29 protein-coding genes are annotated in these 26152 nt (G+C 64.9%); 13 read left to right on the top strand and 16 right to left on the bottom strand.

What is annotated here, in order from left to right; genetic code table 11:
- Positions 1-40 precede the first annotated feature (40 nt).
- A complete protein-coding gene (locus LB551_RS07060) occupies positions 41-577 on the top strand; it encodes a L,D-transpeptidase (RefSeq protein ID WP_181165209.1) in 537 nt (178 codons plus the stop codon).
- Positions 578-625: 48 nt separating this feature from the next.
- On the opposite strand, the gene LB551_RS07065 is transcribed toward LB551_RS07060, so the two are convergent.
- The gene (locus LB551_RS07065) at positions 626-883 is read right to left on the bottom strand and encodes a hypothetical protein (protein WP_224625113.1); all 258 of its coding nucleotides are present in this window, start codon (positions 881-883) and stop codon (positions 626-628) included.
- 164 nt (positions 884-1047) lie between these two features.
- On the opposite strand from LB551_RS07065, the gene gcvA reads away from it, so the two are divergent.
- Positions 1048-1980, top strand: a complete 933-nt coding sequence (gene gcvA, locus LB551_RS07070; protein WP_224625112.1) for a transcriptional regulator GcvA — start codon at positions 1048-1050, stop codon at positions 1978-1980.
- A gap of 9 nt (positions 1981-1989) precedes the next feature.
- Here the strand turns inward: gcvA and LB551_RS07075 are convergent, their stop codons facing one another.
- From LB551_RS07075 to tsaD, 6 genes are read right to left on the bottom strand one after another with little or no spacing between them, the layout of a single operon-like run.
- Positions 1990-2406, bottom strand: a complete 417-nt coding sequence (locus tag LB551_RS07075) for a DUF1761 domain-containing protein (RefSeq protein ID WP_140550689.1) — start codon at positions 2404-2406, stop codon at positions 1990-1992.
- A 51-nt stretch (positions 2407-2457) separates the two neighbouring features.
- Positions 2458-3171, bottom strand: coding sequence for a class I SAM-dependent methyltransferase (locus LB551_RS07080; RefSeq protein WP_411910483.1), 714 nt, complete (start codon positions 3169-3171; stop codon positions 2458-2460).
- Complete coding sequence (locus LB551_RS07085; protein WP_140492656.1) at positions 3126-3551, bottom strand: EVE domain-containing protein; 426 nt, start codon at positions 3549-3551, stop codon at positions 3126-3128. Before LB551_RS07085 ends, LB551_RS07080 begins: the two co-directional genes overlap by 46 nt.
- A gap of 39 nt (positions 3552-3590) precedes the next feature.
- Positions 3591-3887, bottom strand: a complete 297-nt coding sequence (locus tag LB551_RS07090) for a YciI-like protein (RefSeq protein ID WP_140550688.1) — start codon at positions 3885-3887, stop codon at positions 3591-3593.
- A gap of 37 nt (positions 3888-3924) precedes the next feature.
- Positions 3925-4962, bottom strand: a complete 1038-nt coding sequence (locus LB551_RS07095) for an NAD(P)H-dependent glycerol-3-phosphate dehydrogenase (RefSeq protein WP_224658644.1) — start codon at positions 4960-4962, stop codon at positions 3925-3927.
- A complete protein-coding gene (gene tsaD / locus LB551_RS07100) occupies positions 4959-6044 on the bottom strand; it encodes a tRNA (adenosine(37)-N6)-threonylcarbamoyltransferase complex transferase subunit TsaD (RefSeq protein ID WP_224659008.1) in 1086 nt (361 codons plus the stop codon). The genes LB551_RS07095 and tsaD overlap by 4 nt, the downstream gene beginning before the upstream one ends.
- A gap of 105 nt (positions 6045-6149) precedes the next feature.
- Here tsaD and hemC point away from each other — a divergent pair, with 105 nt between their 5' ends.
- The 6 genes from hemC to LB551_RS07130 all read left to right on the top strand — a co-directional run bounded on the left by hemC (position 6150) and on the right by LB551_RS07130 (position 12248).
- Positions 6150-7076 carry a hydroxymethylbilane synthase gene (gene hemC / locus LB551_RS07105; protein WP_224658645.1) on the top strand — a complete coding sequence of 309 codons (927 nt, stop codon included), beginning with the start codon at positions 6150-6152 and terminating at the stop codon, positions 7074-7076.
- A gap of 2 nt (positions 7077-7078) precedes the next feature.
- On the top strand, positions 7079-7795 hold the full coding sequence (locus LB551_RS07110) for a uroporphyrinogen-III synthase (RefSeq protein WP_224658646.1): 717 nt from the start codon (positions 7079-7081) through the stop codon (positions 7793-7795).
- Positions 7796-7884: 89 nt separating this feature from the next.
- Positions 7885-9369 carry a COG4223 family protein gene (locus tag LB551_RS07115; RefSeq protein ID WP_224658647.1) on the top strand — a complete coding sequence of 495 codons (1485 nt, stop codon included), beginning with the start codon at positions 7885-7887 and terminating at the stop codon, positions 9367-9369.
- A 10-nt stretch (positions 9370-9379) separates the two neighbouring features.
- On the top strand, positions 9380-10981 hold the full coding sequence (locus LB551_RS07120) for a heme biosynthesis protein HemY (RefSeq protein ID WP_140550683.1): 1602 nt from the start codon (positions 9380-9382) through the stop codon (positions 10979-10981).
- A gap of 36 nt (positions 10982-11017) precedes the next feature.
- The gene (locus LB551_RS07125; protein WP_140550682.1) at positions 11018-11497 is read left to right on the top strand and encodes a TerB family tellurite resistance protein; all 480 of its coding nucleotides are present in this window, start codon (positions 11018-11020) and stop codon (positions 11495-11497) included.
- Between the two features lie 13 nt (positions 11498-11510).
- Positions 11511-12248: a glutamine amidotransferase gene (locus LB551_RS07130; protein WP_224658648.1), complete on the top strand. Its 738-nt coding sequence runs from the start codon at positions 11511-11513 to the stop codon at positions 12246-12248.
- A 21-nt stretch (positions 12249-12269) separates the two neighbouring features.
- Here LB551_RS07130 and LB551_RS07135 read toward each other — a convergent pair whose 3' ends face one another.
- Positions 12270-12509: a hypothetical protein gene (locus tag LB551_RS07135; RefSeq protein ID WP_224659009.1), complete on the bottom strand. Its 240-nt coding sequence runs from the start codon at positions 12507-12509 to the stop codon at positions 12270-12272.
- 76 nt (positions 12510-12585) lie between these two features.
- Positions 12586-13824: an MFS transporter gene (locus LB551_RS07140; protein WP_224658649.1), complete on the bottom strand. Its 1239-nt coding sequence runs from the start codon at positions 13822-13824 to the stop codon at positions 12586-12588.
- A gap of 836 nt (positions 13825-14660) precedes the next feature.
- Here LB551_RS07140 and LB551_RS07145 point away from each other — a divergent pair.
- The 3 genes from LB551_RS07145 to LB551_RS07155 are packed head-to-tail and all read left to right on the top strand — an operon-like array spanning position 14661 to position 15898.
- Positions 14661-14996 carry a hypothetical protein gene (locus LB551_RS07145; RefSeq protein ID WP_224658650.1) on the top strand — a complete coding sequence of 112 codons (336 nt, stop codon included), beginning with the start codon at positions 14661-14663 and terminating at the stop codon, positions 14994-14996.
- 34 nt (positions 14997-15030) lie between these two features.
- The gene (locus LB551_RS07150; protein WP_224658651.1) at positions 15031-15456 is read left to right on the top strand and encodes a hypothetical protein; all 426 of its coding nucleotides are present in this window, start codon (positions 15031-15033) and stop codon (positions 15454-15456) included.
- 34 nt (positions 15457-15490) lie between these two features.
- Positions 15491-15898: a lysozyme inhibitor LprI family protein gene (locus LB551_RS07155; RefSeq protein WP_224659010.1), complete on the top strand. Its 408-nt coding sequence runs from the start codon at positions 15491-15493 to the stop codon at positions 15896-15898.
- A 33-nt stretch (positions 15899-15931) separates the two neighbouring features.
- Here the strand turns inward: LB551_RS07155 and LB551_RS07160 are convergent, their stop codons facing one another.
- The 7 genes from LB551_RS07160 to LB551_RS29910 form a co-directional block, all read right to left on the bottom strand.
- Positions 15932-17032: an aminotransferase class I/II-fold pyridoxal phosphate-dependent enzyme gene (locus LB551_RS07160; protein ID WP_224658652.1), complete on the bottom strand. Its 1101-nt coding sequence runs from the start codon at positions 17030-17032 to the stop codon at positions 15932-15934.
- Positions 17033-17143: 111 nt separating this feature from the next.
- A complete protein-coding gene (locus tag LB551_RS07165) occupies positions 17144-17605 on the bottom strand; it encodes a MucR family transcriptional regulator (protein WP_224658653.1) in 462 nt (153 codons plus the stop codon).
- Positions 17606-17821: 216 nt separating this feature from the next.
- A complete protein-coding gene (locus LB551_RS07170) occupies positions 17822-18526 on the bottom strand; it encodes an ROK family protein (protein ID WP_224658654.1) in 705 nt (234 codons plus the stop codon).
- A 16-nt stretch (positions 18527-18542) separates the two neighbouring features.
- Positions 18543-19919: a glucose-6-phosphate dehydrogenase gene (gene zwf / locus LB551_RS07175; protein WP_224658655.1), complete on the bottom strand. Its 1377-nt coding sequence runs from the start codon at positions 19917-19919 to the stop codon at positions 18543-18545.
- 22 nt (positions 19920-19941) lie between these two features.
- Entirely contained in the window at positions 19942-20955 is a 1014-nt protein-coding gene (gnd, locus tag LB551_RS07180) for a phosphogluconate dehydrogenase (NAD(+)-dependent, decarboxylating) (protein WP_224625099.1), read from the bottom strand.
- Between the two features lie 42 nt (positions 20956-20997).
- Positions 20998-23415 (bottom strand): glucan 1,4-alpha-glucosidase, encoded by a 2418-nt coding sequence (locus LB551_RS07185; protein ID WP_224658656.1) that lies wholly within the window; start codon positions 23413-23415, stop codon positions 20998-21000.
- 49 nt (positions 23416-23464) lie between these two features.
- Positions 23465-23596 carry a hypothetical protein gene (locus LB551_RS29910; RefSeq protein WP_263495726.1) on the bottom strand — a complete coding sequence of 44 codons (132 nt, stop codon included), beginning with the start codon at positions 23594-23596 and terminating at the stop codon, positions 23465-23467.
- A gap of 29 nt (positions 23597-23625) precedes the next feature.
- Here LB551_RS29910 and LB551_RS07190 point away from each other — a divergent pair, with 29 nt between their 5' ends.
- Positions 23626-24639, top strand: coding sequence for an ABC transporter substrate-binding protein (locus tag LB551_RS07190; RefSeq protein ID WP_140550670.1), 1014 nt, complete (start codon positions 23626-23628; stop codon positions 24637-24639).
- A 49-nt stretch (positions 24640-24688) separates the two neighbouring features.
- Positions 24689-26152 carry a sugar ABC transporter ATP-binding protein gene (locus LB551_RS07195; protein ID WP_224658657.1) on the top strand — a complete coding sequence of 488 codons (1464 nt, stop codon included), beginning with the start codon at positions 24689-24691 and terminating at the stop codon, positions 26150-26152.

Genomic DNA, 26152 nt, shown 5'->3' on the forward strand with positions numbered 1-26152 from the left:
ATCATACAAGAAAAAACACGATCGCAATGCAGCCGGCGCAATTTTGCGAAAAGGACTGCGGGTGCTGACCGTGCGGGCAAGGCCCGGCCGTCCCAGCCAGGGCCTGCTGCAGGCGGGCAGAACGGTGTTTGCCTGCGCGCTGGGACGCGGCGGCATCTCGGCCGGCAAGCGCGAAGGCGACGGCGCCACGCCGCTTGGCCAAATGCGGATCCTGTCGGGCTATTTCCGGGGAGACCACTTCTCCAGCGGCCGCATCACCCGGCTGGCGATGACACCGATCGGGCCCGATCTCGGCTGGTGCGAAGTGCCCGACGACCGCAACTATAACAGGCCGGTCAAGATCCCCTACGGCGCCAGCCATGAACGCATGCGGCGCGACGACAGGCTCTATGATGCCTGCCTGGTGCTCGACTGGAATATAACGCCGCGCCGCCGCGGGCGCGGCAGCGCCATCTTCTTCCACCTGGCGCGCCCGGGCTTCACGCCCACGCAAGGCTGCGTCGCGGTGACGGCACGCACGATGGCGCGGCTCTTGCCGCTGCTGTCGGACCGGACGGTGGTGAGGGTGGTAAGGTAGGGATTGGGATTAGGCAGTAGGCAATAGCAGTAGGGCTCCTTCTAATGCCTACTCCCTACTGCCTGCTCCCTTGCTCCGTGGCTGCTGCCAGCCGATGTCGAGCAGGCCCAGCCGGCCGAGTTCGCGGTCCATGGCGCGGGAGACGTCTTTGCGCGTGGCGCCGACATCGCGCAACTGGCGGTCCGATAGGTCCTCGATATCGTCCCGCGGCAGGCTGGCCGCGACCTTGGCCTGGCGGAGCCAGTCGAACGCGGCGGTCAGCCAATTCAGCCGGCTCGCGGGAGCTCTCAAAGCTATGTGAGACATGGTGCAATCCTTCCATCCGGACATAAAATCCGGTTTGATACTGGTTCGATGGTTGCATCATGCCTGATTGAAAGATTGGAGAGAAACGAGTAGTTCTTTCCGGATTATCAAGTTTTCTTTGAGGATCAGGGCGCCATGACCGCGTCTGTTCGGGGACCAAGCTGATGGCCCGCCTGGTGCCGGGAACCCGGGCGCTGAGGACGCTGGAGGCAGCGGCCCGGCATCTCAATTTCACCCGGGCCGCCGACGAACTCGGCCTGACGCCAGCCGCCGTCAGCCACCAGATCAAGGAAATCGAAGACCAGCTCGGTATCGTCCTGTTCACGCGCTCCAGCCGCAGCATCAGGCTGACGGAGGCCGGAACGGTGCTGTTCGAGGCCTCTGCCGATGCGCTCGACCTGCTTGGCAAGGCCGTCTCGCGGGCGCAGAAGATGGCGCGCGGCACGACGCTGCTGAAAGTGACGCTCGACGCGCAATTCGCCACGAAATGGCTGATGCGGCGGGTGGAGGATTTCCGCAAAAAACATGAAGGCATCGAACTCAGGTTCGACATCGCCTACGGGTTGCGGGACTTCGACCTCGACGATGTCGATGTCGGCATCCGCTTTGGCGCCGGCAGATATCCGGGACTTTGCGCGCACCGGCTATTCGACAACGTCATCATTCCGGTGTGCAGCCCGAGCCTGCTGGCATCAGGTCCGCCGCTGCGCGAACCGCGCGATCTCTTCCATCACACGCTTGCCCATATCGAATGGGCGCGGCAGGGCGTGACCTGGCCGAACTGGCGCATGTGGATGGCCGCAGCCGGCGTCGACGATTTCGATGACAGCCGCACCATCGTCTTCGGCACCTCGGCCGACGCCGTCCAGGCGGCGATGGAAGGCAGCGCCGTGGCGCTCGCCGATTTCGCCATGGTGGCCAACGACCTTTCCGAAGGCAGGTTGGTGCGGCCGTTCGAACTCGGCATCAAGGTCGCGCCGGAATTCGCCTATTTCCTGGTCTATCCCAAGGAACTGGTGAACGATCCACGCATCGTTGCCTTTCGCACGTGGATTCTGGAGGAAATGGCAAAATCCCAAACCGCGGACCGGGTGTAGCGGAGGCCTTCAGCTCGCCGCGGCGCCGAACCAGCCGACCACGGCGCCGATGATCAGCAGCACGCCAAGCCAGTGGCCGCCGTCAATGACGGTCAGGTCCCAGCCGAAATTCTCGTAGCGATGATTGACCGACAGCGTGGTTGCGACGAAACCGAGCCAAAGCACGAAACCGAAGACCAGTCCCGCCAGCAATGTCGGCTCGCCGCCCGTCACCGCGCCGACGACCAGGGCCATCACAAGCGCCATGACCAACTCGGCGATGAAAGAGATGAGGAATGGCAGCAACGATTTCTTCATGGTCGCCGGATCGAGTTTTGCAGCCTTCAGCCATGGCTTGCTCAACCCGGTGTACCAGCCGGCGCCGAACAACCACGCCAGGATTGCGGCGACGATCACCGCCAGCCAGTTAACCGCTGAAAAATCCATGATATCCCCCACTGATACGGAGCTCATGGAAACGCCTGTTCAGTGGCGGCGTCAAGCCGGGCGCGGGGTGCTCCACCGCCAGACAGTGGTGCGTTTTATTTCGGCATCCTCGAGCGCCCGCGTCACCGGCACCTGGTAGACGCCAAGCGGTTCCAACCCCGACCGCGGCAGATAGGAGCGGCCGGGATCGCCGATCAGGATATCGGCGCCGCGCCGCTTCAGAGCCGCGAACCAGGGCGTCAGCCGGTCTGCGAACGGCTTGTCGTAGAAGACATCGCCGGCAAGAACCACGTCCCAGTCCGCATCCCTTCCGACGCAGTCATTCTGGATAAATTCGACCGCGACGCCATTGGCTTGCGCATTGAGGCGGACCGCCGTGGCGCAGAATGGGTCGATGTCGGCGGCGGTCACCCCTGCCGCGCCGGCTTTGGCCGCGGCGATAGCGACGAGACCGGAGCCGGAGGCGAAGTCGAGCACCCGCTTGCCCCGCACCATGGCCGGATTGTCGATGATATGACGGGCAAGCCCCTGGCCGCCGGCCCAGGCAAAGGCCCAGAAAGGCGGCGGCAGCCCGATCTCGACCAGTTCGTCCTCGGTCCGCTGCCACAGATCATGCGCCTCGTCGGCAAGATACAGCGCAATCTCCGGCACGTGCGGCGGCGCCATCAGCGCCGTATTGTCGAGGATGAAGCGTTCCGCGCTATGGCTCGTGAGAACCGTCACGGAGCCGGCGTCAGGCCACCCATGCGGCAGACTTCCTTCCATTCGGCCGGCGTGACCGGCTGCACGGAAAGCCGGCCGAGCCGCACCAGCGCCATGTCGGCGAGCTTGGGATTGGCCTTGACCTGCTCCAGCGTCGGCGGGTTCGGCACATCCTTGAAAGCGCGGATGTCGACGCATTCCCAACGCGGATCGTCCGATGTGGTGTCGGGATGAGCCAGCGCGCAGACCTCGGCGATGCCGACCACGTTCAGCCCCTCGTTGGAATGATAGAAGAAGCCGAGATCGCCGATCTGCATGGCCTTCATGTTGTTGCGCGCCGCGTAATTGCGCACGCCGTCCCATTGCGTGCCGGCCTTGCCTTTGGCTTTCAACGCCTCGAAGGAGAAAACCGAGGGTTCGGATTTAAACAGCCAGTAGTTCATTTTTTCTCCTCCTTGCGGCCCATTTGCGGGCGACCGGGATTAACTAGCCGCCGGCTTGTTGATCGTCCAGTTCCACTGGCGGATTTCGACGCTTTCGAACAAGCCGGCCTTGGCGTAGGGATCGGCCGCCGACAAAGCTTGTGCAGCAGCCATGTCGGGTGCCTCGATCACCGCCAAGGTGCCATTCGGCTTGCCGTCGGCGTCGAGGAACGGGCCGGCGAACGCAAGTCTCTTTTCGCCAACAAGGCCTTCAAGAAAGACGACATGCTCGGGCCGTGTGTCGAGGCGCACCTGCAGGCTTCCCGGTTTATCTTTGCAGATCAAAGCAAACAGCATGGTCTTCTCCTGGTCGGTGGATCAAAGTCATGGGGATTTAATCGTCGGTTTCGGTCTTCAGCGGCCGGGTCATCAACGCCGCCACGGCCTGCCGGATGGTGATGGTGCCCTCAAGTATGGCGGCGACGGCGGCGATGATCGGCGCGTCGATGCCGCGCTCGGTGGCGATGCGGGCGGCGATCGCCGCTGTCGGCACGCCTTCCGCCAGCGGCAGCCCGCCAAGCGGCTTGCCCTGCCCGAGCGCCAGTCCGTAGGCGAAGTTGCGCGATTGCGTGGACGAGCAGGTGAGCAGCAGGTCGCCAAGACCGGAAAGCCCCATCAACGTCTCGGGCCTGGCGCCGAAGGCGGCACCGATGCGGCGCAGTTCGACGAAGCCGCGCGTCACCATGGCGGCTTGGGCACTGGCGCCAAGCCCGGCGCCGGTGACGGCACCCGCGGCGATGGCGAAGACGTTCTTCAAGGCGCCGCCGATCTCGACGCCGATCAAATCATCATTCGAATAGCAGCGCAGATTTTCCGCCGAGAAGCGCGCGGCAAGCTTGGCCGCCAGCGCCTCGTCGCGGGCGGCAACCACCACCGCCGTCGGCAAGCCGCGGGCGACGTCCGTGGCGAAGCTCGGGCCGGACAGAGCGGCGACCGGATTCCCAGGCAGGATCTCCCCGACGATCGCCGACAGCAAGTCGCCGGTGTCGCGTTCGATGCCCTTGGCGCAAAGGACAAGCGGAATGCCGGAAGGCATATGCGGCTTGGTGGCTGTCAGCATGGTGCGCAGCGATTGCGCAGGCGCCACTGCCAGCACGCAATCGGCGCCGTCGAGCGCGGCTTGGATGTTGCTCGTCGCTACGATGCCGGCCTGGAGCGCGATGCCAGGCAGATAGCGTCGATTTTCGCCGTGGTCGATTGCGGCGACGGTCTCCGGGTCGCGCGCATAAAGGCGGACGAAATGGCCGGCGCGCAGCATGGCCAGCGCCAAAGCGGTACCCCAGGCCCCGCCACCGAGCAGGGCAACGCGCCAGCCGGTTGGCGCGGTCTCGATGCCGCTCATGCCTTCTTCGCTCATGCCCTCCTTGCTCATGCTTTGGCCCCGCGCCGGCCCGAACCGATCATCGGCGCGGAGATGCTGTCCAGCGGCCAGCGCGAGCGCGGCACGAAATCGAAGCCGTTTTCTTGCGCCAGGCCTTCGCGCATCCGCTCGATGCCGGCCCAAGCGATCATTGCCGCATTGTCGGTGCAAAGTTTCAGCGGTGGCGCGACGAAGGCGAAGCCCGCCTCGGCGCACAGCCGTTCCAGCGTCGCCTTGATCGTGTGGTTGGCGGCGACGCCACCGGCGACGACCAGCGCCGGCGCTGCCGTACCGGGGAATTCCCGGCGGAACCGGGCGAGCGCGCGCGCGACACGGTCGCCCAGCGCGTCGGCCACCGCCGCCTGGAACGAGGCGCAGATGTCGGCGACATCCCGGTCGCTCAAGGGCTCGATCGCGCTTGCCGCCTGGCGCACGGCGGTCTTCAGGCCGGAGAACGAAAAATCGGGCTGCGCCGATCCCTTCATCGGACGCGGGAAGGCAAAACGAACGGCATCGCCCGATGCCGCCGCCTTCTCGACATTGGGGCCGCCGGGATAGGGCAGGCCAAGCATCTTGGCTGTCTTGTCGAAGGCTTCGCCGAGCGCATCGTCGATGGTCGTCGCCCAGCGCTGGTAGTCGCCAACGCCGCGCACGGCCAGGATCTGTGTGTGGCCGCCGGAAACCAGCAGCAGCAGATAGGGAAAGTCGAGCCCATCGGTCAGCCGTGCCGTCAAGGCATGGCCTTCGAGATGGTTGACGGCGATCAGCGGCTTGCCGGCCGCGGCCGCGATCGCCTTGGCCGTCATCAGCCCGACGATGAGGCCGCCGACGAGGCCCGGACCTGCGGTCGCGGCGATGGCGTCGATGTCGGCCAGCGCCACGCCCGAATCGGCAAGGGCTGCCTCGACAATGCCGTCCAGCGCCTCGACATGGGCGCGCGCGGCGATCTCCGGCACCACGCCGCCGAAGGCGGCATGCTCCTCGATCTGCGACAGCACGATATTGGACAGGATTTTGGGCGCGGCATTGCCCTCCAGCGCCACGACGCTGGCGGCGGTCTCGTCACAACTCGTCTCGATGCCCAGAACGCGGATCAATTGGTCGCTATCCCCTGGAGATTGTATATCGAGGCTTTCCCCGGTAGGAGACGCCCGGAAAAGGCGACTTCGCCTGCCGGCAGTTATCACGGACCGCGCGCCATGCAAACAATCTTGAAGATCGGAACACGCGGTAGCCCGCTGGCGCTGGCGCAGGCACAGGAAACCCAGGCGCGGCTTATGGCGGCGCATGGTTTGCCGCAAGACGCGTTCGAAATCGTCGTCATCTCGACCAGCGGCGACCGCATCCAGGACCGGCCGCTGTCGGAAGCTGGCGGCAAGGGCCTGTTCACCAAGGAGATCGAGGAGGCGCTGCTCGCCCGCGCGATCGACATTGCCGTGCATTCCTCGAAGGACATGCCGACGCAGTTGCCCGACGGCCTGGAGCTCTCAGCCTTTTTGCCGCGTGAGGATGCACGCGACGCTTTTGTAGGCAAGGCGGCGAAGACGATCGCCGACCTGCCCAAAGGGGCGAAAGTCGGCTCCTCGTCGCTCAGGCGGCAGGCGCTGATCCGCCGCATGCGGCCGGATCTCGACGTGGTGATGTTCCGTGGCAATGTGCAGACGCGACTGCGCAAGCTCGATGAAGGCGTGGCCGCCGGCACCATCCTCGCCCATGCCGGGCTGAAGCGGCTCGGGCTCGGCCATGTGGTTACCGATCTGATCCCGCTCGACATCTTTCCGCCGGCGCCGGGCCAAGGCGCGATCGGTATCGAAACCCGCATCGGCGATGGCGACGTCGAACAGATGCTGGCGGCCATCCATGACCTGCCGACCGGACAGGCGCTGGCTTGCGAGCGCGCTTTCCTGGCGGCCCTCGACGGCTCCTGCCGCACACCGATTGCCGGTCATGCCGTGATAGACGGCGCGGACCTTTCTTTCGCGGGATTGATCATCTCGCCTGATGGTACGCAGTCGCACATGGTCGAGATGAAAGGCCCGGCGCTGGATGCCGCCCTTATCGGCGAAGAGGCGGCAAGGACGGTGCGGGCCAGGGCCGGCGAGACATTCTTCGACGGCTGGGCCTGACGGTGCAGCGCGTTCTGGTGACGCGGCCGGAACCGGGCGCCTCCCGCACCGCGCGACTGCTGCAGGACATGGGGTTTCTACCGGTGCTTTTGCCACTGACCGAGACGGTGGCGTTGCCGATCGATGCCGACCTCGTCATCGGTGATGCCGTGGCCGTTGCGGTGACCAGCGCCAATGCCGTGCGTTTTGCGCCGAAGGAGGTCGTCGCCCGGCTTTCGGACTCGCCTTGCCATGCCGTCGGCAAGAGGACCGCGCAAGCCGCGCGTGAAGCAGGGTTTTTGTCCGTCAGCGAAGGTCCCGGCAATGCCGAGGGTCTTGCCGGCAGTCTTGCCGGCGAATTCCAGGGCAAGACCATTGTCTATCTCTGCGGACGTGTGCGCTTCCCGGCATTCGAGCAGCGGCTGCAAGCTGCCGATGTCGGGGTCCGCCCCGTCGAGACATACGACACGCTCGCCGTGACCTATTCGGATGAGGCCGTGCTTGCCCGTCTGTCGGGGCAAACCGCGGATGCGGTGCTGCTCTATTCCGCCAGGGCGGCTGACGCGCTGCGGGTCCTGGTCAGGCGGCCTGCGCTGCACGAAATTTTTGGCAAGACGCGGGTTTTTGCCCTGTCACATCGCATCGCCGCCGTCCTTGGCGACGTCGCTGGCGACCGTATCCGCATAGCTGCACGGCCCGACGAGGATGCGCTGCTTTCGCTTTTGCGGCCCGGGCGCTGAGCCGCGTCATCACACCGCCCCTTTTCACCGCTTGGTGATGTGCTAGACCCTCTTTGAACCATCCCTAAGCGAATTCGCGGAGCCCAAGCATGGTCAAGACGCCGAAGATGCGACATTCGAAAAGCCGCCGCGAGCCGGTGACCATCGAACTCGAGCCCGGCGCCGTTTCCCGCATCGCCGACGAGAATGCCGCCAAGGCCGGGGCGCAAACCGACGAGGCCAAGGCGGAGGAAGCCGCGAACGCCTCGCAGCCGGAGGCGCCCGAAGAGCCTGTGCACGCCGACCAGACCGATCTCGAGCCCTGGGAGCACGCCGAGGCGACAGCGCCCCGATCGGGACGATCCGGGGAAAGCGCCGCCAAGGCAGACGAACCGACGGCGGCCTACCCCGGTTCCCCGGACGACGCCGCTGGCAAGGCCGGCGCCTTCGACTACAGTTTCGAGGATGCATCGGCAAAGCGCGCCGAACCTGATCCGGCCGGGCCGGCGACCGGCGCCTCGGCAGGGAACGGGAAAACCGTATCCGCACCGCCACCGCCGAAGCGGGTCAACGGCATCGCGGCCGGCATCATCGGCGGGGTCATCGCGCTGGTCGGCGCCGGCGGATTGCAGTTCGCCGGCCTGCTCGGCGCGCCGGGCTCCGGTCCCAGCGTCTCGCTCGAAGGCGTCAACGGCGAGATCGCCGCGCTCAGAACCGAGATCGCGGATCTGAGGCAGGCAGGCGGCGACGGCGGTGCGTCGGCCAAGGTCGACGGGTTGTCCGCGGCATTGGATCAGGTCAGGACGGATGTCGCGGCGCTCAAATCGGCGGTCGAGCAAGGCGGAGCGGGCGACAATGCCGGGCTGGCCGCGCTTGGTGACAAGGTAAGGCAGATCGAGACGGCGGTCGCGGCGCTCGGCAAGGCCGGCAACCCGGCCCCAGTCGATCTCGGTCCGCTCAATGAAAGGCTGGCCGGCCTCGATGCGCTGGTGAAATCTGCCGGCGAGGCGGCGGCGAAGCAGGACGGCCGGCTCACCGCGCTGGAGCAGTCGGTGGCGCAGCTTTCCGGCAAGGTCGAGGCGCAGGCCGGACAGCCGAAGGTCGCGCTCGCCATCGCCGCTTCGGCATTGAAGGCGGCGCTCGACCGTGGCGCGCCGTTCGGTGCCGAGCTTGAGACCTTCGCCGCGATCGCGCCGGACGCGCCTCAGCTTGCGGCCCTGCGTGCCTACGCGAAAAAGGGCGTCCAGACCCGCACCGAGATCGCATCGCAAATGGATGCCGCAGCCAACGCCATGGTCGCGGCGGCCACGCCGGTCGACGAGAATGCCGGGCTGCTGCAGAACCTTCTGTCGAGCGCCGAAGCGCTGGTCAAGGTCCGGCCGATCGGCGCTGTCCAGGGCGCCGGCGCACCGGAAACCATTGCGCGCATGGAGGTGGCGGTCAATCAGGGCGACTATGCCAAGGCGCTCACCGAATATGAGACGCTGCCCGCGCCTGCAAAGGCGGCCGGCGCCGATTTTGCCGGCAAGCTGAAGGCACGCATCGAGGTCGAAACGCTGATCGATGCGCTGATATCAGGCGCGATGAAGGCGTGAGGAACCAGCGATGATCCGAATCCTGCTCTTCCTCGCCGTCGTCTTCGCGCTGGGCCTGGGCTTTGCCTGGCTGGCGGACCGGCCGGGCGACATGGTCATCACCTTCAACGGCTACCAGTATCAGGTCAGCCTGATGGTGGCGGCGGTGGCGGTGGTCGCTGTCGTCGCGGCGGTGATGATCCTGTGGTGGCTGATCAAGTCGGTTTGGAACAGCCCCTACACCATTTCGCGCTATTTCCGGGTGCGGCGCCGCGACCGCGGCTATCAGGCGCTGTCGACCGGCATGATCGCCGCCGGCGCCGGCGACGGCGCGCTGGCCCGCAAGAAGACCAAGGAAGCGGCCAAGCTGATCCGCTCCGACCAGGAGCCATTGATCCATCTGCTCGAGGCCCAGGCTTCGCTCCTCGAAGGCGACCACGAAGGCGCGCGCCAGAAATTCGAGAGCATGCTCGACGATCCCGAGATGCGGTTGCTCGGCCTGCGCGGACTTTATCTCGAAGCCGAGCGCCTGGGGGACCGCAATGCCGCCAGGCACTATGCCGGGCGCGCCGCCGGCATGGCGCCGCAACTGGCCTGGGCGGCCGAATCGACGCTTGAAGAGCTGACCGGGCGCGGCGACTGGGACGGCGCGCTGAAGTTGGTCGAGGCGCAGAAGGCGACCCGCCAGATCGAACGCGACGCCGCCAACCGCCGACGCGCCGTGCTGTTGACCGCCAAGGCGCAGTCACTCGCCGACAGCGATCCCGCGGCCGCCCGAACGGCGGCGATAGAGGCCAATCGGCTGCAGCCGGAGTTCGCGCCGGCCGCGGTCGCGGCTGCGACGCTGCTGTTTCGCCAGAACGACGTGCGCAAGGGCTCGAAGATACTCGAGACGGCCTGGAGGGCCGAACCGCATCCGGAGATAGCGGAGCTCTATACCCATGCAAGGCCAGGTGACGCCGTGCTCGATCGCCTCAACCGGGCGAAGAAATTGCAGGAGATGAGGAAGAACCACGCCGAATCCTCGATGACGGTGGCGCGCGCCGCGCTCGATGCACAGGATTTTGCGACCGCCCGCCGCGAGGCCGAGGCGGCGATCCGGATGGACCGCCGCGAGGGCGCCTATCTGCTTCTGGCCGACATCGAAGAAGCCGAGACCGGCGACCAGGGCAAGGTGCGGCAGCTCCTGTCCAAGGCGGTGCGGGCGCCGCGCGATCCGGCCTGGGTCGCCGACGGCGTCGTCTCGGAGCGCTGGGCGCCGGTATCGCCGGTCACCGGCCGGCTCGACGCCTTCGAGTGGCGCGCCCCGATGGAGCGTCTCGGCCAGCTGATCGACAGCCGTGACGATGCGCCGGGCGCCCCGGCGGTGGCTATCGAGGCGCCGGGCAGGTCGGCGCAGGAAGAACCGGTCGAGGTGATCGATCATGCTGGCCCAGGCGGCGAGACGGCGGGCAGGCAGGCCGAGAACGACCAGGACCACGTCAGGCCGGTGACGGCGCAGGCTTTCGCCGCGGTGCCCGCCGATGCCGAGGCCGTCGAGCCGGCGCAGGAACTGGCACGCCTGCCGGACGATCCCGGCGTCGACCCGGACGATGCGGCGGAAAAGTCGCCGCGCCGGTTCCGGTTGTTTTGAGTTGGCCGGATGGTCCGGCCGTTTGGGAATGGATCGATGTTCGAACGCGTCCTGTCGTTTCTGAGGGATTTGCCGACCGGCGCCGGCGCCCGCGCCAGCGCCGATGACCCGCGCGTAGCGGCTTCGGCGCTGCTCTACCACGTGATGAGCGCCGACGGCGTGCGCCAGGACGTCGAGTGGGAGCGGTTCAAGGCAGTGCTGGCGCAGGCCTATTCGGTCAGCGGCAACGAGCTCGACGCGCTGGCCGCCGCCGGCGAGCGCGCCGACAACGAGGCGATCGACCTCTATGCCTTCACCAGCGTGCTGAAGCGCCACCTCGATGCCGAAGGCCGCAAGGCTTTCATCGGCCTGATGTGGGAGATCGTCTATGCCGATGGCGAGCTGCACGAGTTGGAAGACAACACGGTCTGGCGCGTTGCCGAGCTGATCGGCGTCGAACGCCAGGACCGCATCGAGGCGCGCCGCAAGGCGGCGGCCGAGGCGCCGGGCGCCCGTGGAACGTCGAGCGACGAATAGGGTCCATCCGCCGATGCCGCCGAAGCCGCCGCCTTCGAAGCCAAGAATCCTGATCGTGCTGCATCAGGAGAATTCGAGCCCCGGGCGCGTCGGCCACATGCTTCTCGAAGAGGGTTTCGAACTCGACATCCGCCGTCCGCCGCTTGGCGATGCCTTGCCAGAGACGCTCGACGGCCATGCCGGGGCCGTGGTGTTCGGCGGGCCCATGAGCGCCAATGACGAGGACGAGTTCGTCCGCCGCGAGACCGAATGGCTTGAGGTTCCGCTGCGGGAGAATCGGCCGCTGCTGGGCATCTGCCTTGGTGCGCAGATGCTGGTCAACCATTTGGGCGGCAGGGTCGAGGGGCATGGCGAAGGGCTGGTCGAGATCGGCTGGTATCCGTTGAAGGCGACGGAAGCGGGCCAGAAACTGATGCGCTGGCCGGAAATGGTCTATCAGTTCCACCGCGAAGGTTTTTCGCTGCCGAGCGACGCGACCTTGCTGGCGACCGCCGAGACCTATCCCAACCAGGCTTTCCGCTACCGCGACAATGCCTGGGGCATCCAGTTCCATGGCGAATTGACCAGGCTGATGATGCAGCGCTGGGTGGTGCGCGGCGCGCACCGCTTCGAACTGCCGGGCGCCCAGCCCGGCCGCGACCATCTCGGCGGCCGGCTCATCTGGGACATGCACCTCAAGCGCTGGCTGGACGAGTTCCTGGTGCTGATTTTCGGCGGCCGACGGCGCGGTGGCGGCACAACCATCCCCTGATGGCGGGTCGTTTAACGCCTGCTAGTTCGAAAACGTCACGCTCACGCCGCGCTGGCGAAAATAAGCCTGCATCAATTTGCGGCCCGAGCGGTTGTTCTGCGCCAGTTTGGTGGGATCGAACACCGCCTGCTTCATCCCCTCTCGTGCCAGCGCTGCCTTAAGCGTCGCGATATGGGCGTCGAGATCGGCATTGTCCGCTCGCAGGGACACATAGATACTCTCGGTTGCCTCAGCCACGGTCGGTTCGCTCACAGGTATCATCCTTTGGTTGGTCGGGCGGCGGCTTAGCACAGATTCGCAGCCCGCCGATACCGGTGGACCTGAATTCGATGCCCCGTCAGTTTCGTCCATTGAGGTGCCGCACCCTTCGGAGCGCCGGGAACAGGTAGGCCCACAGGCCGGCAACGGCGATGGCGCCGACGCCGCCGATGACGACGGCCGGCACCGTGCCGATCAGCGCCGCCATGGTGCCGGCGCGGAATTCGCCGAGCTCGTTGGAGGCGCCGACGAAGACCTGATTGACGGCGTTGACGCGGCCACGGACATGATCGGGGGTCCAGAGCTGGATCAAGGTTTCCCTGATGTAGACGCTGAACATGTCGGTGGCGCCGAGGAAGGCCAATGCCAGGATCGACAGCCAGGCGATGGTCGACAGGCCGAACAGCACCGTAAAGGCGCCGAACGCGGCCACGAAGCCGAGCATGATCAGGCCCGCGTGGTTTCGGATAGGATGACCAGCGAGCCAGATGGCGACACAGATGGCACCCACCCCTGGCGCCGAGCGCAGCAAACCAAGCCCCCAGGGGCCGAGTTGCAATATGTCGCGGGCATAGATCGGCAGCAGCGCCGAGGCGCCGGACAGGAGCACGGCGAAGAGATCGAGCGAGATGGCGCCAAGCACGATCTTCTCGCCCCAGATGTAACCGAAGCCGGCGAACAGGGTCTGCATGGTCGGCTTGTCGGTCTCGCTGCGCTGGGCCGGCCTCGGTATGGTGAAGATCAGCAGCCCGGCGACGAGCATCAGCGCCGTGGCCGTGCCATAGGCCACCTCGGCCGATACGCCGTAGAGCAGGCCGCCGGCGACCGGCCCGACGATGGTCGCCGTCTGCCAGGCCGACGAGTTCCAGGCAATGGCGTTGGCGAAATCCCGGGGCGGCACCAGATTGGCGAACAGCGACGACGAGGCCGGTCCGAAGAAGGCGCGGGCGATGCCGAACATGGCGAGCACGATGAAGATTGGCAGCGGGCCGCTGATGCCGCGCAGGGTCAGGATGAGCAGCGCGAGCGCGCAGATCGCCTCGAGTAGCACCGCCAGCGCCATGATCAGCCGGCGGCCGAAGCGATCGGCGACGACCCCGGTGACCAGCACCAGGAGCAGCGAAGGCAGGAACTGGACGATGCCGACAAGGCCGAGATCGAGCGGGTCGCGGGTCAGGTCGTACATCTGCCAGCCGACCGCGACGGACACGATCATGGTGGCGAATGTGGTGAGGAAGCGCGCCGCCCAATAGCTCAGGAAGGAGCGATGGCGGAACGCGGCATAGCGCTGGTCCGGTGATATCTGTTCGGAGGTCATGGAACGAGGCCCCGTTAGAAGGATGGAGGCCGGCGGGGCACTTCCACGATGGACGCTGGTCCGGCCGGGGAACCCTTTAGCCCAGTTCGACGTATGACGCGCGCAAAAAACAGGTTCTGGATCAAGGATTTTCTGATGTGTTCCATCGAACGCACGCGAAACTCACCCACAAGACCCAGCGGGACAGGAAAGCCTATCGGAGGTCTCGAAGACCTCCCCCGTCGTTCACGCGATAGCCTTGAAAGCCGATCAGTGAGCAGCATTCTTTCGGCCTGCCCATTGGCTTGGCCGAAACCTACCAATACATTGGGGTTCTGGCGATAATGCCGAGCGTCATTTTACCCTTTTATATCGTCGCCCCTTGTGAATTGAAATAAATAGACCATTTTATTTTGGAGTAGTGCGAAAAGCGTAGGCGTAACCAGCAATCTTTTTGCTGGCTCCTTTCTGTCAATTGCATTTAAGTACTTGCTAATCAAGGAGGGTGCTTACTGGATTATTAAGCATTTTCAAAACAGAACTCAAGATCTGGCAATTTCCCCTTGCTAGCCGGCTATATCGGTTACAACCTATGGATACATCAACCGCGCCGGCGGATCGTTGGCATGCTTGGGCGGATGGGCGCTAGGCATGGAGAGGGAAATGGACATTCGCCAAGGCGGCTCCCGCTGGGAGCGTTCCCTCGACTTGGGCAATTGCGACAGCCGGCCGCAAAGTCGTCGAATGCATGGGCCACAGCCCGGGCCTTTCGTGGTCCGCGAAGCTTTTTGTCCTCTTCGGATCGTCTTCCGATCGACGGATGAACCTCTGCCGCCGGGGAGCGAGGAGAATAAATCATGAAACGTATAGTTTATTCGGTTATCGCCAGTGTTTTACTGTCGGTCGCCGGCTGCACCACCGACGATCAGACCATCGACACCAGGCCGCAATACGACAAGCAAGGTAATCCCAATTTCGATACGCGAGGCAGATACATTGGCTGCCATGGGATCGGATGCAAAGTCGATGACCCTGATGATGGGGATCAAAGCATCGACGACAGGCCGCAATACGACAGGCAAGGCAATCCAAACTTCGATACGCAGGGCAACTATCAGGGGTGCAATGGCATTGGCTGCCAGGTCGATGCGCCTGACGATGACAATTCGTCGGATGACGGCGATTCCGACTGACAGCCACACTCCGCGAAGGAAGAGGAAACCACCTATGTCTGAACTCGGCGACTTGGTTCGACGGCACGCCAAAATCGTCATGATCGGGCTGGCGGGGTTGATACCGACATCTGCTTTCGCGAACGATGCCTGCGACGGCGTCAAGGTCGAAGTGACGAAGGCACGCAAACAGGAATATGCACCGCTCGTCGCTTCGGCGATGGACAATAAGTTCAAGCCCGCCCGCGCCAAGTTCATCACCATCTTGGAAAGCGGCAACTGGAGCGCCGCGTATGTCTCCACGCCTGTTAGTGATGACGGCGTGATGTTCTTCCAGACAGTCGACGGAAGGAAGCAGTTTCGTGACGTATGGGGCGGCTATGCCGATCCATCGGAAAAGCCTGAACTGGTATCCTGGGCGAAGAAGCTTGGGGCACCGGAAAAGCTGGCCAGGTGCTTCGCCGAAACCGTTACGGAATGACGATGCCGCTCATCTGCAAAGAGGACGAGAACCGATGAAAACCGCAATTCTGACCGCCGCCGTGGTTCTGGCCATGCCGGCTTTCGCTTTTGCAAAGGACAAGTGCGCCGACGCCAAGGATCAGGCCACCATGAACCAGTGCGCCGATGCTTCGTTCAGGAAATCCGACAAGAAGCTCAACGAACTTTACAAGCAGATCGAAACCCGCCTGAAGGACGACGCGGATACCAAGAAGCTTCTTGTTCAAGCGCAGCAGGATTGGATCAAGTTCCGCGACGCCGAGTGCAATTTCCAGACCGCGGGAGCGGCCGGAGGCAGCATGGTCCCCATGCTCCTCTCGATGTGCATGGATGGCCTGACGCAATCCCGGGTCAAGGATTTCGAGGGTTACCTGAACTGCAAGGAAGGCGATCTGAGCTGTTCCGTTCCGGCAGCGAACTGAGCTTTCCTGCCTGCCTGTAGGCGGGGTGAAAAATCATTCCCTCATCGCGGCGGAGATGGCATCGAGCCCGCCCTGCAATTGCGCCTCCGTCGGCCAGCCAAAACCGATGCGGAAGAAGCGCTTCGGCATTTCGAACCAGTGGCCGGGCCCGACATAGGTGCCATGGCTCTCCAGCAGGGTGCCATAAAACCGGTCGAGGTCGAAGCCGGGCTCGACGTTCAGACGCGGGAAGCCGACGACACCGCCATCGGGCCGCACCCAGCTGACCAGCGGCTCACCGTCGACCCACGCCTGGACGATGTCGCGGCGCCTGGCCATCTCAGGCAACAGCCTGGCGAGGAAGGCGTCGCGACGTTCGAGCATGCCGCGCGCAATGCCCTCGTCGATGACGCTGCCGCAGATGCCTATCTGCTCCTTGGCGGCCAGGAATTTCTCCTGGAGGCCCGCATCCCTGGTCACCAGCCAGCCGATGCGGATGCCGGGAATGCCGAAGGCTTTCGACAGCGACGAGACGCTGATCGCCCGCTGGCTCAGCGAAGCTGCCGGGGGCAGACGTCTCCCATAGGAGAGGTCGCGGTAGGTCTCGTCGACCAGCAGATGGCAACGGCGGCTTTCGGCGAGCGCTATCAACGTGTCGAGATCGGCACGAGACAACATGGTTCCGGTCGGATTGTGCGGACAGGTGACGCTGATCAGGCGGGTGTTGGGCTGGATCGCCGCCTTGAGGCGCTCGACGTCGATGGCGAAGCCGTCCTCGAAGGCGAGGTCGACAAAGCTGATGGCACAGCCGATCGCCCTCGGGGTTTCGATGTTGGTGGCGTAGTTGGGCCGGACGACGACGAGATGGTCGCTTGCCGACAGAAGCGACGTGGCGACGATGAACAGCGCGCCGGCCGCACCCGCGGTGATCAGCACATCATCTGGCGAAACGCCGGCGTCCTGCGCCGCGATCAGCGCGCGCAATCCCCTGTCCCCGCGATGCTCGCCATAGAAGAGCGTAAGATCGGGCAGCGACAGGCCGAGGTCGGAGAGCTTCTGGTCGGCGATCGAACTTTCGGAGAGATTGTAGCGGATGCGGTCGTAGCCGTATTCCTCCGGCGCCTCTTTCTCGATCACCATCCTGGTATAGTTCATGGCTTCCCCCGAGGCCTGTCTGGCTCATCCAAGCCACAAAAGCATGAAGCCTGCCAAGACAGAATCGCCGGCAGGCCTCCATCAACCAATTGGCTCAGCGCCGGAATGCGCTCAGGCCGAGACCTTGGCCTTCCTGCCCCTGGCAGGCGCTTTCGGGGCGGCGGCCTTGCGGCCGAGACCGATCGACTTCGCCAGTTCCGAACGCGAGGCCGCGTAATTGGGAGCGACCATCGGATAGTCCGACGGCAAGCCCCATTTGGCGCGGTAGGCGTCCGGCGTCAGGCCGAAATGCACGCCCAGATGACGCTTCAGCGATTTGAACTTCTTGCCGTCCTCCAGGCAGATGATGAAATCCGGCGTCACCGACTTCTTGGGGTTGACCGCCGGCACGAGCGGCGCCGTCACGGGAGCGGCCGGCTGGCCGAGCCCGCTGATCGACGCGCTGACGCTGGCGATGAGGTCTGCCAGGCCGGAGGCGGGCAGGCGGTTCTTCTCGACGTAAGCCGACACGATATGGGCGGTCAGCTCGAGAAGGTCGATATCCTTGCGAGCGTCGTTGCTGTCGTCGGTCAATCTATTTTCCTCCGTCTATGGCGTATGGGGCCCGAAATCGGCACGGTTTCGGATGGGATGATGCGCAAAGTCAAAGTGCGGCGGCGTCTTTGCGCGTCCCGCGCGGTGCGTCGCGATGTAGTGCGCCGGAATTCCTAGTCGGCAAATCTGCGCAATGCAACGACTTGGCACGGCGTCGCACATTATTTTGAATAACTATACTGAACTGTAATACTATCAGACGATCAGGGCCTTGTCTCGCCACAGACGAAATCCGCCTTCGAAGGCGCGTGTGTTGTCGCCGCGCCTGCTGTCGGCGGGCAAATCGTCGAGCTTGTCGACATTGCCGCCGCCGATGACGACATAATCGGGCTGCATGGCGGCGCGCAGCCTCTCGACGACGTCGAAAACGGATTTGCGCCACTTCTTCTTGCCGCGTTTCACCAGGCCGCGTTCACCGACATAGTCCTCGAAGCTCTTGCCCTTCTTGTAGGGAAGATGGGCGAGCTCCATCGGCTGGGCTACATTGTCGACGATCATCGCCGCACCCAGGCCGGTTCCCAGCCCCAGGAACAGCATGCGACCGCCTTCATAGCTACCGATGGCCTGCATCAGCGCGTCGTTGACCACCTTGACCGGCTTGCCGAACTGCGCGGCGAAGTCGAAGCCGGCCCAGCCCTTGCCGAGATTGGCGGGATCGAGCAACGGCCTGTTGTGATGCACCGGGCCGGGATAGCCCATCGAGACGACGTCGTAGGAGAGCCCGTCGGCCAGCGCCTTCACCGCGTCGATCATCTGCTGGGGCATCAGATCCGGCCCGGAATCGGCGCGGCGCTCAGCCCCGCCTGCGCTGGTAAGGATCTTGATGTGCGAGCCGCCGATGTCGATCGACAGCACGGTCGGGTTGCTGCTCGCCGTTTTCGGCCTTGCCGTCCTGGCCATGCTGCCGTCTCCCAGCCTATTTCGATGGATTGATCCAGCCGTTCGGCGGCCCGAAGCCGTTCATCGCCTCGGCCGGCCCCCAGGTCTTCGGTTCATAAAGATGCGGCGGCGTGGTGTCGCCGAGCACCGGCCCGACGATCCGCCAGGCGAGCTCGCTGGCGTCCTGGCGGGTGAAAAGCTGGCCATTGCCGTTCATGGCATCGCCGATCAGCCGTTCATAGGGCGGCATGTCGCCCTTGCTGTCGTCGAGCGCCGTCAGTTCGACCTGCTCGCCGATCATGTCGTCGCCCGCCGCCTTGCGCTGCGCGCCGATCGAGATCGCCACCTGCGGGTCGATGCGGAAGCGCACATAATTGGCGTCGTTCGGCTTGATCGGGTCGAAGACATCGAGCGGCGGGCGCTTCAGCCGCACGATCACCTCCGTGGCATGCACCGGCATGTTCTTGCCGGCGCGGATGAAGAACGGCACGTCCCGCCAGCGCCAGGTGTCGACGAGGAAGCGCACCGCGGCGAAGGTTTCGACCGGCGAGTTGGGCGCCACGCCGGGCTCGGCGAGATAGCCGTCGAACTGGCCGCGCACGATATCGTCCTTGGTCAAGGTGCGGATCGCGCGCAGCACCTGCACCTTCTCGTCGATCAGGTCGTCGGCGGAACGGCCGACGGGCGGTTCCATCGCCAGCAGCAGGAGGATGTTGAGCAGATGATTCTCGATCACGTCCCTGACGCAGCCGACCTCGTCATAGAAGCGGCCGCGCCCGTCGATGCCGAAATCCTCGGCCATGGTGATCTGCACGCTCTCCACGAAATTGCGGTTCCAGATCGGTTCCAGGAAGGAATTGGCAAAGCGGAAATAGAGCAGGTTCTGGATCGCTTCCTTGCCGAGATAGTGGTCGATGCGAAAGATCGACTGTTCGTCGAACACCAGATGCAGCACCCGGTTCAGCCAGCGTGCCGATTGCAGGTCATGGCCGAAGGGCTTTTCCACCATCAGCCGCGCGCCGCGCGCCGTGCCCGATTGCTCCAGGCCCTGCACCACCGTCTCGAACATGGTCGGCGGCACCGCCATATAGTGCAGCGGCCGCTGGGCGGTGCCCAGCGCGCCCTTCAGTTTCTCGAACGTCGCCGGATCGCGATAGTCGCCGCTGACATAGCGTAGCAGCGAAGCGAGCTTGGCGAACACTTTCTCGTCGATCTTGCCGAGAGCATTGACGATGCCGTCACGCGCGCGATCCTGCAATTTCTTCAAATCCCAGGCGTCGAAGGCGACGCCGATTACCGGCTCGCTGAGCGTCCCCTTGGCGACCATGGCGTAGAGGGACGGAAATATCTTCTTGTGGGCGAGGTCGCCGGTTGCCCCGAAGAGCACCAGCGTGTCGGACCGTTCCTGGCTCATGAGTGCGTCTCTCCTGTCGCCGTCACGAGCCGGCCTTCGGTTTTTCGACATGGCCGCCGAAGGCATAGCGCATGGCCGACAGGAGCTTGTCGGCGAATTCGGATTCGCCTTGCGAGGAGAAGCGGTCGAACAGGGCCGAGGACAGCACCGGGGCCGGCACGCCGGTGTCGATGGCTGCCTTCAGCGTCCAGCGTCCCTCACCCGAATCCGAGACCCTGCCGCCGAACTGGGTCAGCGCCGAATCGGCCTTCAGCGCGCCGGCCGTGAGGTCGAGCAGCCAGGAGCCGATGACGCTGCCGTGCCGCCAGACTTCGGCGACCTGGGGGAGGTCGATGTCGAACTGGTAATATTGCGGGTTTTCCAGCGGGCTGGTCTCGGCGTCGGCCGAACGTTGCCGTTTGCCGGCATTGGCCGACTTCAGGATGTTCATGCCCTCCGCGTAGGCCGCCATGACGCCGTATTCGATGCCGTTATGGACCATCTTGACGAAATGTCCGGCTCCGCTAGGCCCGCAGTGGAGATAGCCGAAGGGCGCGGTTCCGGCGTCCTTGGCCGGATTGGCGCCGGCGTCGGCGCCCGGCGCCAGCGTGGCGAAGATCGGATCGAGATGCCGCACTGCCTCGTCCGGGCCGCCGATCATCAGGCAGTAGCCGCGCTCCAGCCCCCAGACGCCGCCGCTGGTGCCGACATCGACATAGCTGAGGCCCTTGGCCGCGAGCTCAGCCGCCTGGTCGACGGCGTCGTGATAGTAGGAATTGCCGCCATCGATGATGATGTCGCCGGGTTCCATCAGCGCCGCCACCTGGTCGGCGATCTTGCCGGTGATCGCCGCCGGCAGCATCAGCCATGCGCTGCGCGGCTTGGCGAGCTTGCCGACGAACTCCTCCATCGAGGCTGCGCCGATCGCGCCGTCCTTGACCAAGGCGGCGACGCTTGCCGGGTTGATGTCGTAGACGACGCATTCGTGGCCGTCGCGCATCAGGCGCCGGACCATGTTGGCGCCCATCCGGCCCAGTCCCATCATTCCGATCTGCATGGTCTCGTCCTTGTCTCTTGAAGAGGATCTGGTGGGAAGGATCTACACTCTGTCCTGTTCACCAATGATGACGGAGAAGTCGACATTCTCCCAATCGCCGCTGCCGGGCCAGAAAAAAGTGAAGATCAGCGTGCTCCCCTCGGGCAGGCTGGCGACCGGCAGATCAGCGAGGTGGATGCCGAGAGCATTCTCGCTGGTCGCGCTGTCATGCACGGTCGCCCAATTGTCGACGCTCCAATGGACGGTCGCCTTCGTCAAAAGCTCGAGGCGCATTGTCTTGCCGGCCGGCATGGAACGGATCTTGTTGTTGAAGCGCCAAGTCCTGAACGGCGAGACGGTCTTTTTGTCGATATAGCGTTCGACGCCTTGCGGCGGCATGTCGAACACCGCGCCGTCGCGCAGCGAGCGCAACAGCTTGATGTGTTCGGAATGCGCCCAGACCAGCGGCATGGCGCTGCCCGAGGGCTTGCCATGCAGCAGTTCGCGGCCGGGCAGGTCGGCACCGTCCCAGACCTGCTCCGGCAACAGGCCGCCCGGCCCCGCCGAGCCCTCCATTGCCGCGAGCAGCGAGGTCGCCTTGTCCTTGCGTCCGGCCGCCAGCTCGTAGTGGGCCCGTTCGCCGGCGAGCAGCGGCCAGGGGCGGCCCCGGCCGGTGCCGTCGAATGGCGCGCCGTCCTCGTGCTCGCCATAGCCGTCGCCGGTGTAGCGATACCAGAGCGACCCCTGCGGCAGTTGCCGGCGCAGCTGCGCGTCGATGACCTTGACCGTGTCGATGATGCGTGGATCGTCGGCTGCCCTGAGGCCAAAGCGAACCAGCGCCAAGGCATCTGGGCTGACGACTTCCCGGGCCGGCCGGGCGGCATCGCCGGGCGGGCGGTTCTTGATCGGCACATAGCCGTCCTTCGGCGAACCGGCCTCGGCGCTGTCGGGCGGTGCGATGCGGACATAGTAGCCGGTGACGCCAACCGCCTCGCAGCTTTCCGTGCCCGTGACATAGGTCCAGCGCTCGACCTGGTCGTTCCAGCCGTCGGCGGTTTCGCGCAGATAGCTTGCCGCGTCCGGCTTGCCGCAGGCTTCCAGCATATCCGCGGCGGCAAGCAGCGCCGCGATCTCGACGGCGAGCGTGAACGGGCTGTAACCGGCGTCTTCCTCCCAGCGGTCCTCGCCGGTGACGGGTCCATTGCGCACGACATAGGCTGCGGCGCGCTCGATCATCGGCAGGAAGGAAAAGAGTCTGGCGCTCGGCAAATGGCCCTGGCGCCGCAGCGCATCGGCCAGCAGCAGCGGAAAGGCGCATTCGTCCATCTGGATGCCCGGCCAATAGGCCGATCCGTCGAGCCACGCGTTCTGCGGCCAGTGGCCGTCCGGCTGCTGGATGGAGCGGAGATAGTGGAGGGTTTGCAGGGCCGAGGCGGCATCACCGGCGGCGAGAAAGCCGCCCGCCGTTTCGACCAGATCGCGCGGCCAGACCAGATGGTAGCCGCCGAGATCGTCGTCGCCCTTGTCGAAGCCCCATGGGATAGACAGGCTGGCGACCGCCGCGCCCGGCATGAGCGATGACCGGTGCGCCGCCAGGACGGCGGTGGAGATCCTGTAGCTGTTCACTCCGGACGCGCCATGGCGATCCAGTCGCAGCAGACCCGCCTGCCATTCGCGCCATTCTTCGACGTAGGACGTTGCCGCCGCCGAGAAACCCTGCCCGAGACTGGCGAAGGCGTTCCGAGCAGCGTCTTCGGGCGTCGCCCCGAAGCCCAGCGCCAGCAGGGCTTTGGAGCTGTTGGCGGAAAACCCGATTTCGCCGGTCAGCGCGACATTGCCGTCCTCGGCTCGCTGAAAGGCTGGATCGAGTAGGCCGGTGTGCTTGAGTTGCTGCCAGCCGTCGGAGACGCCGACATATCCGGCCGAGCAGTTCCGCCAGGGCAGCGATGAGGCCAGCGCCAGGCAGGTGCCGCGGCCCGAGGCAAACAACACAGGCTCTCCCTGATGGTCGCCTACCCAGGCGGTGTTGCCCATGCCTGCATTGACCAGATGCGGCGCCAGCAAGGCGTGGACGCGGTAGTCGCCCGGCGCGCCCTTGAGCGGCGTGAAGGCGATCTCCTGCAGCAAGGTTGGTCGCGCCGGGTCGGCCAGGATGCGCTTTTCGATCCGGTAGGCGCCGTCATCGGCGGTGTTGATCAGCCTGTAGGCTGGCACGCCCTCTTCGAATGGTTCGATGCCATGCGCGGCATCGCGTTTTTCTTCCGAGAAATATCCGTTCGGGCCGGTGACGATCAGGCCGAGGTCGCGCGTGCAGGCACTGTCGACACGGGGATAATAGATTTCGTTCAGGATGCCATGGCTGAGCGAGAACCAGACGCGGCTCGACGGCGAAAGCGCCGCGCCGACGCCGCTCTTGGCGCTCGACGTCCAGCGCGCCGGAATCCCCGGGGCGCCTGCGGGAACGATCGGCGTCACTGCCATGCGTCTGCGGCCTCCTGCCCGCATGCCTAGCCTATCTGTCGAAGCCATTTCAATCGACGCACTTGAAGTTGATCGCCAGCCCGCCGCGGATTGCAGTTGACAGCTTGCCGCCCTTCTGCACTTTTGTCTGACAATAGATAAAAAACAGGAACGCGAGCCCGAACTCATCATCAGCCAGCAAGACCAGCAACTCTTTGGGAGGAGTATGACATGAAGAAACTGTTCGTTCTGGGCACCCTTGCAATGGTGCTCGCCGCCGGTACGGCTTTTGCCGATACCAGCGGCAAGAAGATTGCTTTCTCGAACAATTACGCCGGCAATTCGTGGCGGCAGGCGATGCTCGACAGCTATGACGCCGTCACCAAGAAGGCGGTGGCCGACAAGGTGGTCGGGGCCGCCGATGTCTTCACGACGGCCGACAAGGAAGTGCCGACCCAGGCAGCCCAGGTGCAGAACCTGATTCTGCAGGGCTATGACGCCATCGTCATCAACGCCGCCTCGCCCGACGCGCTGAACGGCGCCATCAAGCAGGCCTGCGACGCCGGTATCGTGGTCGTCTCCTTCGACGGCATCGTCACCGAACCCTGCGCCTACCGCGTCGTCGTCGACTATAAGGACATGGGCAAGCAGGAAGTCGAGCATATGGCCAAGTTCCAGCCCAAGGGCGGCAACCTGCTCGAGATCCGTGGCCTCGCCGGCACCTCGATCGATGACGCCATCCATGCCGGCATCCTCGAAGGGGTCGCCGCCCATCCCGAGTTCAAGATCGTTGGCTCGGTGACCGGCGACTGGGACCAGACGACGGCGCAGAAAGCGGTGGCGACCATCCTGCCCTCGCTGCCCGACATCGTCGGCATCGTCGACCAGGGCGGCGACGGCTATGGCGCGGCGCAAGCCTTCGCCGCAGCCGGCAAGCCTCGCCCGACCATCATCATGGGCAATCGGCAGGACGAGCTGAAATGGTGGAAGGAACAGAAGGAAAAGGACGGCTACCAGACCTGGTCGGCCTCGATTGCGCCCGGTGTCTCGACGCTCGCCTTCTGGGTGGCGCAGCAGGTGCTCGATGGCCGCAAGGACATTCCGCACGACCTGCTGGTGCCGTATCTCGCCTTCACCCAGGACGATTTCGAAGCCGCGTTGCCGAAAATCAAGGAGGGCGGTGTCGCCACCCACGAATACACGCAGGAAGATGCCATCGCGGCCATCAAAGCCAATATCAAGTGAATGTCGCGTACGCGTTGCCGTGCACATCGCCGACCGGATATCGTTGAGCATGCCTGAAGGGAACGCGGACATCATCAGACTGAGCGGCGCCGAAAAACACTTCGGCGCCGTTCGCGCGCTGGGTGGGGTGGATTTCCATGTCAGGCCCGGCGAGTGCGTCGGCCTCGTCGGCCACAACGGCGCCGGCAAATCGACGCTCATGCATATGGTGGCGGGCACGTTGGCGCCCGACAGCGGCACGATCGGCGTGCATGGCGGCTCCGAGGGGAATTACTCGGTGTCGCGGGCGCAGCAGCTCGGCATACGCTGCGTCTTCCAGGAACTGTCGCTGTGTCCCAATCTCAGCGTCGCCGAGAACACGCGCATCAACCACGCCTCGCTCACCGGCTTCGGCTGGCGGCGCAAGGCGGCCGCGCTGATCGCGGCCAAGCTGGACGAAATCTTTCCGGACCATGGCATCTCGGCGGCCGACATCGCCGGCGACCTTTCCATCGGACGGCGACAGATGGTGGAGGTGGCGCGCGCGTTCACGCTGACCCGAGAGCCGTTGCACCTGGTCATCCTGGACGAGCCGACTTCCTCGCTCGACGCGCACACGGCGGGCCAGCTGCTTGCCTTCGTGCGCCGCTTCGTCGCGTCGGGCGGCAGCTGCATCCTGATCTCTCACGTGCTGGGCGAAGTGCTGCAGAACGCCGATCGCATCGTCGTGATGCGCGACGGCAAGGTTGTCGCCGCCGACGCGGCGAACGCCTTCGACCGCGATAGGCTGGTCGCCACCATGGGCGGTGCCGAAGCACATCACAGGGCGCCCGCCGAAACCCGGAAAGCCGAGGCCGGCCCGTTGCGCGTGCGTGCCCGGCCGGTGCGGCAGCAGGACGGCAAGGAGCTGGTGGCCCGCGCCGGCGAGATCATCGGACTTGCCGGCCTGGCCGGGCATGGCCAGACCGACCTGCTGCTGGCGATTTTCGCCGCCGCGTCCCGCGCCAAGGCCGGTATCGAGGTCACCGCACCGGTGGCGCTAGTGGCCGGCGACCGCCAGTCGGACGGCATCTTTCCGCAGTGGTCGATCGCTGAAAATATCGGCATCCGCTCGCTGGCACGGCTGCGCAACGGGCTGTTGATCTCGCCGCGGCGCGAGGCCGAACTGGCCGGGTTCTGGCAAAAGAAGATCGGCATCCGCACGCCTGATATGAACAACAACATCTTTTCGCTGTCGGGCGGCAACCAGCAGAAGGCCTTGTTCGCCCGGGCTCTCGGCTCCGATGCCGGCATCGTGCTGATGGACGACCCGATGCGCGGCGTAGACATCGGCACCAAGCTCGAGGTTTACGATCTCGTGCGCGAGGAGGCCGGCAAAGGCCGCACCTTCCTCTGGTACACCACGGAAACGGAAGAACTCGACAATTGCGACCACGTCTATGTTTTCAAGAACGGCCGCATCGTCGCCAATCTGACGCGCGACGAGCTGACGGAAGAAAAGATCATCCAGTCCTCCTTCGGCGACGCGGCCTGA

Origin of the sequence: Mesorhizobium sp. BR1-1-2 (assembly GCF_020165435.1) — a bacterium.
In the GTDB taxonomy this organism is placed as follows: Bacteria; Pseudomonadota; Alphaproteobacteria; order Rhizobiales; family Rhizobiaceae; genus Mesorhizobium.